The 14,820-nt window shown below is 31.7% G+C and carries 11 protein-coding genes and 1 tRNA gene; 3 read left to right on the forward strand and 9 right to left on the reverse strand.

What is annotated here, in order from left to right; translation table 11 throughout:
• Positions 1-34 precede the first annotated feature (34 nt).
• Positions 35-2,236 carry a S9 family peptidase gene (locus HM985_RS01895; RefSeq protein ID WP_179374607.1) on the reverse strand — a complete coding sequence of 734 codons (2,202 nt, stop codon included), beginning with the start codon at positions 2,234-2,236 and terminating at the stop codon, positions 35-37.
• 241 nt (positions 2,237-2,477) lie between these two features.
• Between HM985_RS01895 and HM985_RS01900 the strand changes: the two genes are divergently transcribed.
• Together HM985_RS01900 and HM985_RS01905 are read left to right on the forward strand one after the other, a co-directional pair.
• Positions 2,478-3,794: a hydroxymethylglutaryl-CoA reductase, degradative gene (locus HM985_RS01900; RefSeq protein WP_179374608.1), complete on the forward strand. Its 1,317-nt coding sequence runs from the start codon at positions 2,478-2,480 to the stop codon at positions 3,792-3,794.
• A 70-nt stretch (positions 3,795-3,864) separates the two neighbouring features.
• On the forward strand, positions 3,865-4,797 hold the full coding sequence (locus tag HM985_RS01905; RefSeq protein WP_179374609.1) for a GYDIA family GHMP kinase: 933 nt from the start codon (positions 3,865-3,867) through the stop codon (positions 4,795-4,797).
• A 174-nt stretch (positions 4,798-4,971) separates the two neighbouring features.
• On the opposite strand, the gene HM985_RS01910 is transcribed toward HM985_RS01905, so the two are convergent.
• The 7 genes from HM985_RS01910 to HM985_RS01940 form a co-directional block, all read right to left on the reverse strand.
• Positions 4,972-7,119: a peptidylprolyl isomerase gene (locus HM985_RS01910; RefSeq protein ID WP_179374610.1), complete on the reverse strand. Its 2,148-nt coding sequence runs from the start codon at positions 7,117-7,119 to the stop codon at positions 4,972-4,974.
• A gap of 237 nt (positions 7,120-7,356) precedes the next feature.
• Complete coding sequence (locus tag HM985_RS01915; protein ID WP_179374611.1) at positions 7,357-8,646, reverse strand: hemolysin family protein; 1,290 nt, start codon at positions 8,644-8,646, stop codon at positions 7,357-7,359.
• Between the two features lie 3 nt (positions 8,647-8,649).
• Entirely contained in the window at positions 8,650-8,841 is a 192-nt protein-coding gene (locus tag HM985_RS01920; RefSeq protein ID WP_179374612.1) for a hypothetical protein, read from the reverse strand.
• A gap of 32 nt (positions 8,842-8,873) precedes the next feature.
• Positions 8,874-9,440, reverse strand: a complete 567-nt coding sequence (gene lptC / locus HM985_RS01925) for an LPS export ABC transporter periplasmic protein LptC (protein WP_179374613.1) — start codon at positions 9,438-9,440, stop codon at positions 8,874-8,876.
• Positions 9,441-10,814, reverse strand: coding sequence for a hypothetical protein (locus HM985_RS01930; RefSeq protein WP_179374614.1), 1,374 nt, complete (start codon positions 10,812-10,814; stop codon positions 9,441-9,443).
• Positions 10,815-10,829: 15 nt separating this feature from the next.
• The gene (locus HM985_RS01935) at positions 10,830-12,152 is read right to left on the reverse strand and encodes a hypothetical protein (RefSeq protein ID WP_179374615.1); all 1,323 of its coding nucleotides are present in this window, start codon (positions 12,150-12,152) and stop codon (positions 10,830-10,832) included.
• Positions 12,152-12,880, reverse strand: a complete 729-nt coding sequence (locus tag HM985_RS01940; RefSeq protein ID WP_179374616.1) for a type III pantothenate kinase — start codon at positions 12,878-12,880, stop codon at positions 12,152-12,154. Before HM985_RS01940 ends, HM985_RS01935 begins: the two co-directional genes overlap by 1 nt.
• 103 nt (positions 12,881-12,983) lie before the next feature.
• On the opposite strand from HM985_RS01940, the gene HM985_RS01945 reads away from it, so the two are divergent.
• Positions 12,984-13,059, forward strand: a tRNA-Phe gene (locus HM985_RS01945).
• A gap of 142 nt (positions 13,060-13,201) precedes the next feature.
• Here the strand turns inward: HM985_RS01945 and HM985_RS01950 are convergent.
• Complete coding sequence (locus tag HM985_RS01950; protein ID WP_179374617.1) at positions 13,202-14,578, reverse strand: sugar porter family MFS transporter; 1,377 nt, start codon at positions 14,576-14,578, stop codon at positions 13,202-13,204.
• Positions 14,579-14,820 lie beyond the last annotated feature (242 nt).

Raw genomic sequence — 14,820 nt, forward strand, 5'->3', positions numbered from 1 at the left:
AGTTAGTTATTTCGTTTAGTTATAAAAGAGAATTCTAATTTTTGGATACTTCCAACTTATCTCCTAAAGTCTTGTGGATAAAGTTAGTCATCTTTTTATATAAATGTAATCTTGTGTTTCCTCCGTAAATACCGTGATTTTTATCAGGGTAAATCATCCATTCAAACTGTTTGTCTGCCTGAACTAAAGCTTCTACCATACGCATTGTGTTTTGCACATGTACATTATCATCGCCAGAACCGTGAATTAATAGGAAATCGCCTTTCAATTGATCTACATGATTAATTGGTGAATTCTCATCATAACCACTTGGGTTTTCTTGAGGAGTAGTCATATAACGTTCTGTATAAATTGAATCGTAGAATCTCCAGCTTGTAACAGGTGCTACGGCAATGGCCATTTTAAAAACATCGTTACCTTTAAAAAGTGCATTACTACTCATAAAACCACCGTAACTCCAACCCCAGATTCCTATTCTAGAATTATCAATATAATCTAATTCTCCCAATTGTTTAGCTGCTGCTATTTGGTCTTCTACTTCGTATTTACCTAGTTCGTTTTGCGTCACCTTTTTAAAATCTGCACCTTTAAAACCCGTTCCTCTACCATCAATACAAACCACAATATAACCTTCTTGTGCTAACATTTGGTACCAATAATCATTAGAACCATTCCAACGGTTAGCGACTTGCTGAGAACCTGGACCAGAATATTGATACATAAATAATGGATATTCTTTATTAGCATCAAAATCCTTTGGTTTAATAGTCCACATATTTAAATCGTTCCCATTGATAGAAATGGTACTAAATTCTTTTTTAGACATTACATAACCATCTAATTGTTTTGTAAGACTTTTATTATCCTGAATATTCTTAATTAATTTACCAGATTTAGATTGGTGTAAAGTATATTCATATGGTGTTGTTGCACTTGAAAATGTATTAATAAAATAAGCGAAATCTGCACTAAATGATGCACTATTTGTTCCCGTTTTCTCGGTGAGACGTTTTTTACTTTTACCACTCAATTTTATAGAATATACATCTCTATTTATAGAACCATTCTCCGTAGATTGAAAATAAATAGTATTTGCTTTCTCATTAAAACCATAATAATCAGTTACTTCCCAATTACCTTTTGTTACTTGGTTAATTAACCTTCCGTCTTTGGCGTAATGATATATATGGTTAAAACCGTCTAATTCACTTGTCCAGATAAAACTATTATCATTTAAAAATGTTAAGTTGTCCGTTACATCAATATAAGCCTTATCTTTTTCTGCCAATACATTTTTTGAAGTCATTGTATTAGTATCAATCATCCAAAGATCTAATTCATTTTGATGACGATTCATAAACTGAACGCTTAGAACATTAGCGTCATTGGTCCATTCTAATCTTGGGATATAAAAATCTTTATAAACCTTATCAACTTTAAGTTCTTTTGCATTTTTAGAGCTTAAATCATATAAATGTAATGACACTTTAGAATTCGCTTCACCTGCTTTTGGATATTTAAAAACATGTTGCGTTTGGTATAAATCAGAACCATAAACATCCATTGAAAACTCAGGAACATCAGATTCATCAAAACGAATAAATGCAATTTGATTACTATCCGCATTCCAATCAAAAGCTCTTACAAAGGCAAATTCTTCTTCGTAAACCCAATCCGTAATACCGTTAATAATTTTATTTTTTTCACCATCTGTTGTAATCTGTTCAACATTTCCTGATTTTAGATCTTTAACAAATAAATTATTATTAAATCCATAAGCTATTTTAGCTCCATCTGGTGATAATGTAGGCTCTTGTACTAAGTCATCAGAAACTTTAGTTACTTTTTTTGAAGCGATATCATAAATATAATATTCACCTAATGTCGAATGCCTAAAAACAGGCTCTGATTTTGTTGTTAGAATTAATTTTGATTCATCCGCATTAAATTTATAATCAAAAAAACCTTGAATCTCTACTATATCAGCAGAAGAGATTAAGGTTTTTACTTTTTTTAAAGTGACGTAATCGTAAATATCTATGGTTGATGTTCCGCTATCTCTATCAAAATTTAAAACAGAATATTGGTTTCCATTCTCCATAGAATGTAAGGCTTGCATTCCTTCTGTTCTAAATTGACCTGTCCAGATATCTTGAAGTGTAATTTGTTTTTCTTGGCTAAAAACTAAAGAAGTTATTAAAAAGGCTAAAATAGCAGGAAGTTGTTTCAATTTCATCTGTTGTATAGTTGTTATTTTTTTAAGATCACATGCATTATACTAATGACAATCCTCTTCTTAGATAGGATTTTTGACATGCTAGTTTTATTAAATTTTAATTTCAATAAAGCAATGCCAAGTTTACTAAAAATAATGGAAAAAACCGCTATTATTAACAGTAAATCGGCTTTTGCAATTGATTATTAAAGCATTTTACACCAATCCTACTATCTTTGTTTTTTTTAAATACAAAACCAACATGGACAATACCATTTCTGGCTTTTCAAAGCTTTCAAAATCTGAAAAAATCGATTGGCTTTTAAATACATATTTCACAGACCAAGATAGCGCTAGAACACTTGTGCAACAGTATTGGAATTCAGACGATAAACTACAAAAGTTGCACGATGAGTTTATTGAAAATACCATTACCAATTATTATTTACCTTTAGGTGTTGCTCCAAATTTCCTTATAAACGATACACTTTATGCTATCCCCATGGCTATTGAAGAAAGTTCTGTGGTAGCTGCCGCTAGTAAAGCTGCTAAATTTTGGTTAGAGCGCGGTGGTTTTAAAGCTAAAGTAATTTCGACTGAAAAAATTGGTCAGGTACATTTTATATATAAAGGAGATATTGCAAAACTTCAAGCATTTTTTAAAGAGGTTAAATCTAAATTAATTGAAGATACTGCTTTCATCACTAAAAACATGGAACGTAGAGGTGGTGGTATTTTAGATATTGAATTACGAAATAAAACCGAAGATTTAACCAACTATTATCAACTTCATGCTACGTTTGAAACTTTAGATGCGATGGGAGCAAATTTCATCAACTCATGTTTAGAGCAATTTGCTGTAAGTTTTAAGACAGAAGCCTTACAATTTGAAGGATTTACTGAAGACGAAAAGAATATTACTATTGTAATGAGTATTCTTTCTAACTATGTGCCAGAATGTTTAGTACGTGCAGAGGTCTCTTGTGATATTGAGGATTTAAAAAGTAAAGACATACCGAATCCGCAACAATTTGCTCAAAAATTTAAACAAGCGGTTAGCATAGCAGAAATAGAACCTTACCGAGCTGTTACGCATAATAAAGGAATAATGAATGGGATTGATGCCGTTGTTTTAGCAACAGGTAATGATTTTAGAGCCGTTGAAGCAGGAGTGCATGCCTATGCTGCAAAAGACGGTAAATATTCAAGTTTAACACATTGCTCTATCGATAATGGTGTCTTTAAATTCTGGATTGAAATTCCATTAGCTTTAGGAACCGTTGGTGGTTTAACAAGTTTACATCCTTTAGTGAAATTTGCAATGGAAATGCTTCAAAAACCCAATGCGAAAGATTTAATGCAGATTGTTGCTGTTGCAGGATTAGCTCAGAATTTTGGTGCTGTAAAATCATTGACAACCACAGGAATTCAAGAAGGGCATATGAAAATGCATTTAATGAATATTCTAAATCAGTTTGAAGCTACTGAAGTAGAAAAAGTAAAATTAGTGGAGCATTTTAAAACACATACAGTAACGCATAGTGCCGTTGTAGATGCTATTGAAGCTTTGCGGAAATAGTTTTTTAAAGTAACAAAGGCTATAAGCTACATAGTTTCATAGTAAAATAAAATCATATATCTCATTCATTTTGAACTCTCACTCTCACACCTACCGAAGTAACGGAAAATTACTACTCACAGCAGAATACGCTGTATTAGATGGTGCCAAAGCTTTAGCTATACCAACAAAATATGGTCAGAGTTTAACGGTTGAAAACAACACTACAAACATCATCTATTGGAAAAGTTATAATGAGCTTAATGAGGTTTGGTTTGAAGATGAGTTTTTAATCGAAAATGATTCAGACATACTTTGCATAATAGCTAAAGTTAATAACGATGTAAGTGAGCGTTTAATTCAAATACTGAAAGCTATCAGAGATATGAATCCTGATTTTTTAGCTTCAGGAGAAGGTTATAATATTACAACACATCAAGATTTTAACAGGGCTTGGGGTTTAGGTACTTCCTCAACCTTAATTAATAATATGGCAGATTGGTCCAATGTAAATGCTTACCAATTATTACAAAAAACATTTGGCGGGAGTGGTTATGATATTGCCTGCGCACAAACTGATACGCCTATTACTTTTCAACTGAAATCTAAAGCAAACCCATTGGTTGATGTTGTAACGTTTCAACCAAAATTTATAAACCAGCTCTATTTTGTATATCTTAATCAGAAGCAAAATAGTAGAGATGGTATTTCGACTTATAAGAAACTAGGCAAAGTTAATAATGATATTCTAGAAGAGATTAATAGCATCACAGAAGCCATGATTTCTTGTACTTCACTTCATAAATTTGAACGCTTAATTGATAGTCATGAACTAATAATTTCTAAACTAATCCAACAAGAACCTATTAAATCTCGTTTATTTTCGGATTTTGAAGGCTCTATAAAGAGCTTAGGCGCTTGGGGTGGTGATTTCGTTTTAGCAGCATCAACATTTAACCCTACACGCTATTTTAATGCCCTTGGTTACGACATTGTGATTCCTTATCGAAATATGATATTATAAAACTCACTGAATCTAATTTCCCCTTTATATTTAATCTCATATTGATTTTCTCCAATCTCTTGCTCAAATCAACACTCAATACAGAGTTTTAAAACTATAAATTTAATTTATTGCCACAAAAAAAATGGCTTTACATTTATGTAAAGCCATTTTCATTATCGTATTATAATACGGTTAGTAAACCGTTTTTGCTCTATTGTCTTCAATTTCAGCAGCATCCTCTAAAGCTGTATACACTTTAGTTTGTGCTGAGTTTCTACGCTCAGAACTTAACCTGTTCATAATAGCTGTATAGTTATCTAATTTTGTTGCATCAGTTACTTTCTTCACTTCTATAACATAAACACCTTTTTGCCCATCAATAGGTTTAGATGTAGCCCCTTGAGCTAAACCAAATGCAGATCCTATAACTTTAGGCTCAGCACCAGCACCAGATAGCGTCGTGTTATTAATAGTAAGCGCTGCAGCTGTTCTTGCACTCTGACCTTGATTTTGAGCGATAGCATCTACAGATGTTCCACTTATTTTTTCACGAATTAATTTCGCTTTCTTCTCTTTTCTTATTTCTGGTAATGCTGTAATTGAAGCATCTTCAGTACTCATTAATCCAGCCTCTCTTTTCTCTACTACTTTTGCTACAATGTAACCAAAATTAGAAATTGTGAAATTTTTAAAATCTCCCACCTCTGTATCGCTATCAAAAGACCAACGTACTACTTCTCTCTGACTTCCTAAACCAGGAATTGTTTCATCTAAAGCTTTAAAAGTAATAGGTTTCACTACTAAATCACGTTCTTTGGCTAATGCGTTAAAATCACCATCCTTCGATGCAATTTCAAATTTAGACATTTTATTAAAGACATCTTGAAGTGTTTGATCTGATGGTTCAATTTTAGTAGAAACAGTTGCTAATTTAATTGCTTTATTAAAACTTTTTTGCTCTAAAATTTCAATAATATGGTATCCAAAAGAAGTTTGTACAACATCAATATCACCTTCTTTATTATCAAAAGCATACGCTTTAAACTCAGGTGCCATTCCTGCTAAATAATCAAATTCAATTTCACCATCTTTTTCATTACTTACTTTATCAGAAGATAATTCTAATAAATCCATAAATTTAGTTCCACCTTTAATAGCCGCAAAAATACTATCTGCTGTTGCTTTAGCTTGTTCTGGTGTTTTAGTTATAGATGCATCTGCTCTTTGTCCGCCAATGTGTGGAACTAAAATGTGACGTACTTTTACTGAATCTGGCAATTGCTTAGCTGCAATTAATTTAGATAATTTGTAGTATTCACCATCTTTATAAGGTCCGTAATAACCACCAACATTTAATTTCATTAAAGTGTCTTTAGCAATTGTTGGTAATTGACCTTCTCTTAAAAATGCATCATTGTATTTTGTAGCTGAGTTAGAATTTACAAACTCTTCTATATCTGTAGCAGAATCAAAACCAGGAATAGTTTCTGTGTTCTTGCTATTTTCGTTGTACTCTTCTCTATCAGATTTTAAAGCTATTAAATCTGCTTTTAATTTATCTTCATCAGCTTTAGAAGCTCCTTCTTTAAATTCTACATAAACAACTTCAGTTGTAGCATCTGACTTATAAGTATCCTCATGCTCCTTCATATAAGCAGTGATTTCACTTTTAGAAACTTCTACAGCGCTATCGTCGATAGTTGTGTAAGGTATCTGTACATATTTAATATCTACAGTTTTTGAATCTCCTAAATATTCTTCTTCAGCTTCTGAAATTGTAGCACCAACACCTGACTTTATTAAGTTATAATACGTTTGCTGTATTGCGTTAGCTGCTATTGTTTGTTCATTAGATGTCCAACTTTCATAGTTTACTAAGAAATTACCTAAAGGAGCAGTATCACCGTTTAAGTCTTTCAAGTTTGCAATAAATGCATTTAAACGATTAAAATCAAAATTTCCGTTTGCATCTTGAAATTCTGGATAAGATGAAAAACTAATTTTTAATAAATCTCTCATTTCGTCTTTTTCAACAGACAACCCTAATTCATCAAACTCTGATTGTTGAACGATTTTACGAACCTCTTGGTTGTAAATAGCATTCATAGACTGTGTAGAAGTTTGTCTTCCACCAGATCTATCTTGATAATTTTTTACTTTTTGTTGAAATTCAACTCTGTTAATATCAGTACCATTAATAGTAGCAATAACATCTTGTGAACTACCTGTTAAGGAATCCGAGTTTTTGAATAAATCTCCAATAACGAATGAAAATAACGCTAATGCAATTACTAATATTAATATCAGTGAGCGCTGTCTAATTTTATTTAAAACTGCCATAGTCTTTTTGTATAGTCTTTAATTTGGTGTAAATAAGTGTGCGAAAATAGTATATTCTAGCAAATAATAAAAGGAGAAGTTTAGTTTTTATAAGCCTTAAAAACTTTATTGATTCTTTTACTCTATTGCGCTAAAATATTGAAGCTCTTATGTATTGAAATACCGACATCTTTAAATGAATAATTATTTTAATTAAGCACGATTAAATGAACTAAAACACCTATTAGGCTAAAAAATCTAATCTACATCTAATACTTTTAAAATAACTTCATCAATTTTTGTTGAAGATACTTCTGTAACGGTAAACTTAAAGTTATCAATTAACACATCGTCTTTCTCTTCTGGAATTCCTTCTGTAGCATGTACGATTAAACCACCTAAGGTTTCATAATTTTCGCTTTTTGGAAGGTTCAGTTTATAAATTTCATTAACATAATTAACCTCTAGCCTCGCTGAAAATTTATACGTGTTTTCACTTAACTGCTCCTCTACTTTTTCTATAGTATCATGCTCATCTTCAATCTCACCAACTAATTCTTCAATAATATCTTCAACAGTCATTATGCCAGATGTACCTCCGTACTCATCAATTACTACCGCCATACTTCGACGTTTCTTAATTAAAATATTTAAAACATCTTTAACAAGAATTGTTTCTGGAACAAAACCGACAGGCATAACAATAGAACTTATTGTTTTAGGCTTTTTAAACAACTCAAATGAATGTACGTAGCCTAATATATCGTCAATATTATCTTTATATATAATAACTTTAGTTCTACCTGTTTCAATAAAAAGTTGTCTAAGATTCTCTATACTATCTGATACATCTACGCATGTAATTTCGGTACGAGGCACCATAACCTCTCTTGCTTTTACACCTGAAAATTCTAAAGCATTCTGAAATATTTGAATTTCACTATCTACGTCATCATCATCTTCAACAGATTCCATTTGCTCTGTAATATAATTACCAAGTTCTACTTTGGTCATTGCAAGCACCACATCTTCACCTTCTGCTCTAAATATATATTTTAAAACAGCTTCTGAAATCCAAATGATAAAATCTGAAACCCATGAAAATATAATATAGAAAATATAGGTAGGTAATGCTAAAACCTTCAATAAGGTATTGGCATAAATTTGAAAGAATACTTTTGGTAAGAATTCTGCTGTTACTAGAATAACTAGTGTTGAAATTACTGTTTGAGATAACAACTGCAGATCTACAAATAAATAACTTAAAATAGGACTATCTGAAGGTAGCATGGAATTGAACCAATTCACTAAGACCTCTCCCATTTTTAGCCCGTAAATAACCAATGCTATATTATTACCAATTAGCATGGTTGCAATATACTTGGAAGGTTTAGCTGTGAGCTTACCTAATATTTTTCCTAAAAAATCACCTTGCTTTTTCTCTAACTCAATATGGATTTTATTGGAAGAAATATAGGCTATTTCCATCCCTGAGAAAAAAGCAGATAATACAAGTGTAGTTACAATAATGACTAAGTCAGCAGTCATAAATTATTTATTGTTACGGTCTTCAATCTTTTTGCTAAAACGCTTTCTAAAGAAGAACATAAAGATTGCTAATGCCGCAAAAAATAATGACATATAAGCTTTGTTTCTATCGTCTGACCATTTTGTAATAGCATCATAAATAAAAAGTACTGCAAAAATGATATAAGCGTAATGAAAAATCTTTTGTATTTTCATGTGATTGTAAAATAATTTTTAGACAAAGATAGTTAATTCTCTACTTCAAAATCTCCACTAGATTCTAACACTTGTGGTTCTTTCAAATTTTTATCGGAATCAAAACCAATTCCCTTCAAATTACTTGTTAAACTCTTAAGTAAAAAAGGCTCATTAGTAAAAGCCCATTCTAACTTTTGATTGTAATAAAGTTGTTCCGTAAACAACGTATCTTTTTGGTGTGAAGCAATCTTTACATCTCCACGAAGGTCTATGATATCCGTGTCAGAATATACTATTGCATAATTAGAAGTAATTGTTGTTTTATAACCATTATCATCAAAGATAATCAACTCAACACCTTCTGGAAATTCAGAAAACGCAAAATTTCGATTAGAATAGTCCAACATTTTAGGACTTAATAAATTGGTGATTAATTTTACTGTATCTTCTTTAAACTCCGTATAATCGAGATCTAAATCTACAGCTTCACCAACAGGTCCGTTTTGTAATACACCAACCTTTTGAACTTCATCAAAGTTGTTGTTACAAGAAAAAAACAAAGTCACAACGATTGCTGTGACTATGTTTTTAATGCTATGTAATATATTTTTTTTCAATTAATTACTTGGTACAGTTACAGAACGTCCTATCCAACATCCAATACTTATAGTCTCACCAGCACAAGTACAGCTAAAAATCTCAGTCTTACTTGGCGCACTACCTCTATAGCTTGCTGCTGTTTGAGCTGCAATAGATTTTAACCTACCATCTACTCTACCAGCTTTTTCTGCCTCTAAAGCTGCCAACCAGAACACGGCTCTTTTATTAAAGTTTGTATCTCCACAACTATTTGCACTTTTCGCATACATTGCTGCAATAGATAAGTGAGGGGAACCATCTGAAGGGTTAAGTTTTAAAGCTTGCATATAATACTGTCTTGCTTTAGAATAACTACCTTTAGCTTTAGATTCTTGAGCTAATTTCTTATATAGTTTAGCTTTCTTTAACGGATCTGTTTCTAATTTTATAGTCTGATCAAAATACTTTTGCTCATCAGTAAGTAAGTATAAGTAAAATGCTGTATCAGCACTTGGCTCAATAGTATTTTTCTGTTGTACTAATTTTAAGAATAAAGGATCTGACTTACATTCTTTGGCATACATTCTATTCATGGCACGTTGTAACCACTCACCATTATTTTTGTTTGCTTCAAAATCTTTTTCATATAATGGCACTAAAACCTCACAATTAGCTCTCTGACCTAATTTAGAATCCATACTACCAATAATCTTAGTTTCAAAAACTTCGATATTAGACTCATAATTAGCCTTATATGACTCTTCTTTACGTGTTAACGCTGTCCCAGCCTCTTCTTTTTCAGCGTACTCATTTAATTTTACAGTGTAACCATCAATTAAGCCAACTATTATTTCATTAACATCATCATACTTGTCAAATAAATATTGTGCATCCTCTGGTGTTTTAGCTCCTGCATCATATAAATCAACACCAAGTGAAAAGTAAGTATAAAGACCTATTGCACTGTTAAAGTTCTTAGCATCTTTGGTATACGCTTCATCAAACATATTATAAAGCTCTTGGTCAGTTTTGTTAAGTTCTTTTCTGTACTTATAACTTAAATTAGCTTTGTCTGCTAAAATTTCACCAAGATCATATCTAGATTCAAAATTCTCTCTACTCTGATCATATAACAACATTAAATCATTAATATGTGCTATTTGTTCTTCTCCTGTCGAGTTTTCTATTTTATGCTTTAGAATTTTTTCACCATACACATAAATAGCTCTATTAAATTTAGGGCACTTTTCTCTAACTATTTTCCAAGGGCCATATGCTTCATCATATTTCTTATTTTTTGCATAATCATTAAAAATAGATAGATTATTCGTGCATTCTTCATCTTGCTGTGCAAATCCAAGATTAACACTCATAAAAAGTGCAAGAAATAGTATCGTTATTTTCGTTTTCATTTTAAGTTATATTAGTTAATTATACTTTCGTTGTTCAAACCATCTAGCGTTCAAAGATAAACTTACATTAAAGTTTACAAAATTCTCCTTGATTAAGTTTTGATTAGTTGTCCCTCTCTGTCCAAATTCTAGTCCTAGGTTAGCATTAGAAAATAAATTTCGGTTCCCAACTGGTAAACCTAAACCAAAAGATATGCCAAACTCATTAATCGACTCATCTTTTATTACCAAACCTGTATTTGCAAAGTTAAAACCAGCCCTGTAAACCACACGTTTTAAATAACTTGAAAAAGCATTATAATCAGGAATATAAAAACCACCAATAGCGTACTTTGATGAGTTTTCGAAAGATGAACTTAAGTTGGTGTAAAGAGGATTAGAGAAATCGCTTGAATTTTGATAAGTATATTCTGCACCTACAAACCAAGACTTAGGGGCACCAATACCAGCTCCTAAAGTAAAGGTTGAGGGCAATGTTAATTTTGTGTTTTCAAGACCGTTAGCGTCTAAGTCAGCTTCTATAATTTCTGCGATGCCTGTAACATCTAGTGTAGCCCCATCTACAACAACTGTTGAATAGGATCTTATATTATCAGAACTTAATTTAGTGCCTGGTGCAAACGTCGCTGTAGTAGATAATTCTAATTCTTCGTTTAGCATTGTTTTATAAGAAACACCAAAATTCATATTTAGACCACTTAAATCAGATCTCGTATACTCGTTGGTTTGATATTGAATAACACTACCATCAGTTCCATAGGCTACTTCAATAACATCATTCTGAATATTTCCAAAATTATAATTGAAATCAACTCCAATACTTAACTTATCTGAAACCTGATAACCCAAACCTGCAAAAACTTTATTTAAACCTCCTTCTCCCGAAAAACGATTTACAATATTTCCATCATCGTTGATATCATCTAATTGGTACCCAACAGAGGTATATGGAGTTAAACCGAAGCCAAAACCAAATCTCCCAACCGGAATTGAAATTGCCAAATAATCAAATATAGCGCTATTGGTTGTTGCTGAACCTGTGTTACTTTCTAAAGAAGAGTTAGACATAGAACCAGCAAATGCAAACTTAACAGGTCTACTCTCACCATTAAAAGGAAAAGACTTCACGTTACTTGTAGCATAGGATGCAGGGTTTCTTAAATTAACGTGTATACTATCTAAGTATACGCCAATACCACCCATACTACGGTTTTCTACCGTTCCCTTTGCCATAAGACTCCCAATACCGTAAAACGAATATGGTGACCCTGTACCTTGTTGTGCAAAAGCTGCAGAACTTATAATTGTAATACAAATTACAATGAATCTTTTTATCATTATTTTGAATTATATTCTAGAATGTAATTCAAACCCTCTAGAAGAAAATTTGAATTCGCAAATATGCTATTTTTTAATTGGTTTGACAAAAAATTGGTATCCCCTCCTGTTAAAATAACTGTTAAATCTGGGTATTGGTAGATATAATCTCCTATTACGCCGTCAATTTCTTTAATTGTGCCAAAAACTACACCTGAGTGAATTGATGATTTTGTAGAACCACCAATCATCTGATCTGGCATCTTAGTTTCTAATAACGGAAGATTTGCTGTTAAATTATTCAAAGCTTTATAACGTAATCTTAAACCAGGTGAAATTGCGCCACCAAGATAATCATTATCCTTGGAAATAAAGTCATAAGTAATACATGTTCCTGCATCTATTATTAAAACATTCTTATTGGGAAATTGATTTACAGAAGCACAAACTAGAGCAATACGATCTACACCTAATGTTTTTGGTGTCTCATATAAGTTTTGAAAAGGGAAATTTAAGTTTGAAGATAATTCTATAACTTTTAGATCATTTGAAAGCATCTCTATTTCTTCTTTAGACAAATACCCCACAGATGCAACTATCGCCTTTTTTAATTCTGGATAGTTTTCTTTGATCAATTTGTATTCTTTTTTTAACTCTTTTAGCTCAAAAGATGTTTTATATAAAATTTTTTTGAAATTAAAAACAGCAAACTTTACATACGTATTACCCACATCTACAATAAGATTCATACTCAAACTATATTTTTACAAAAATATAAAATCAAATTTTATTAAAATCTATTTGGAGATATAAAAAAAGCTCTTATATTTGCACCCGCTTAACAAAGCAATTGGTGCCTTAGCTCAGTTGGTAGAGCAAAGGACTGAAAATCCTTGTGTCCCTGGTTCGATTCCTGGAGGCACCACCACCAAAACCCGATTCAAATGAATCGGGTTTTTTGGTTTTATATCTTAAATTCTATTTTAGAACTCACTATAAAACTATTTAAAACAAAAAAATCAAGGCGTAAACACCTTGATTTTTTTATTCAATAAATATTCAAATAAGTTTTATTTCCAGAATCCTTCAATCTCTTCAAGAGACTTCCCTTTTGTTTCTGGTATAAATTTATAGGTTACAAATACAATGATTAAAATAAACGCTATAAAGATGTAATATGGCAATGAACCATTCCATGGTTCACTATTATTCATTTCGCTTCCCATAACGACTGGAAACGATTGAGAAACCACATAATTAGCCGCCCATTGTGCTGCAACAGCTACAGACATAGCAACACTTCTTATTTTATTAGGAAACATCTCAGCTAATAAAACCCAAACAACAGGCCCCATAGATAAAGCAAAAGATGCTATAAACATTAATACTCCAATTAATGACAATACACCGACATTTCCTTGTTGTAATGTTATACCTAGAAGCAAAAACCCAACAATCATACCTACAGACCCAATATACAATAAAGGTTTTCTACCAAATTTATCTACAGTAAACATTGCTACAAATGTGAATATTAAATTAACAAATGCTAATAGTATTTGTTGTGCAAGCACATCTTCTTTTCCAAAACCAAGTGCTTTTTCAAAAATATCAGCACCATAGTACAAAACAGCATTAATCCCTGTAAACTGTTGTAACATAGAAAGTACAGTACCAATAGCTATAATAACTAATATTCCCTTAGAAAAGTAACTTACTTTGATACCATCATTAGTTTCATTGAGAGATTTCTTAATCTGAAGCATTTCTTTTTCTGCTACATCATCTCCGTTTATTTGACGTAAAACAGCTAATGCTGCTTTTTCATCACCTTTTAAAGCCAGCCACCTTGGACTTTTAGGGACAATAAATAATAAGATTAAGAATAATAGACTCGGAATTAACTCTGACCAAAACATTCTTCTCCATCCAAATTCAATATTCTCTGCCACGGTTAAATCATTACCAATAAAATAGGTTGCTAAGAATACTACAAAGAAGCCAATAACAATAGCCAATTGATAATAAGTCACCATACGCCCTCTAATATCTGAAGGTGCAATTTCTGCGATATACATAGGTGCATTCATCGATGCCACACCAATACCTAAACCTCCAATAATTCTAAAAACCACCAACATACTTACTGTCTGAGGAAATAATTCTGGCAAACCAGATCCGTAAGCAGAAAGAGTAAAGAATATGGCGGAAATTATTAAAGACCATTTTCTTCCTATTTTTATACTCAATGGACCCGCAACAATAGCACCTACAAAACAACCTATTAGTGCACTACCTACAACCCAGCCCTTTAACGCATCACTTAAATCAAAATACTCTGTGAGATAAAATTGAGCACCATTAATAACTCCTGTATCATAACCGAAAAGCAAACCACCCAGAGCGGAAACTGCAGCTATTAATAGTAAGAAAACACCTTTTTTCATTTTAATTATATTTAATATTATTTTAGAGACTTCGTTTATTTAAAATTTACAACTGCAATTTAACTAAAATTGGTAAATCATCCATTAGATCTTTGATGTTCTATCACCGCTTAAAGCTATATTTTTAAGTACTTCAGTAGTGTTTTTTCAACATTAAAACCTATCTCTCTGACAACCGGTTTATTAAATAAAAAACCTTTTGAATACATCTTATAAGTCAAAGTTCAGTTTAGATATTTATT

The organism is Winogradskyella wichelsiae, from assembly GCF_013403925.1.
GTDB classification, from domain to species: domain Bacteria; phylum Bacteroidota; class Bacteroidia; order Flavobacteriales; family Flavobacteriaceae; genus Winogradskyella; species Winogradskyella wichelsiae.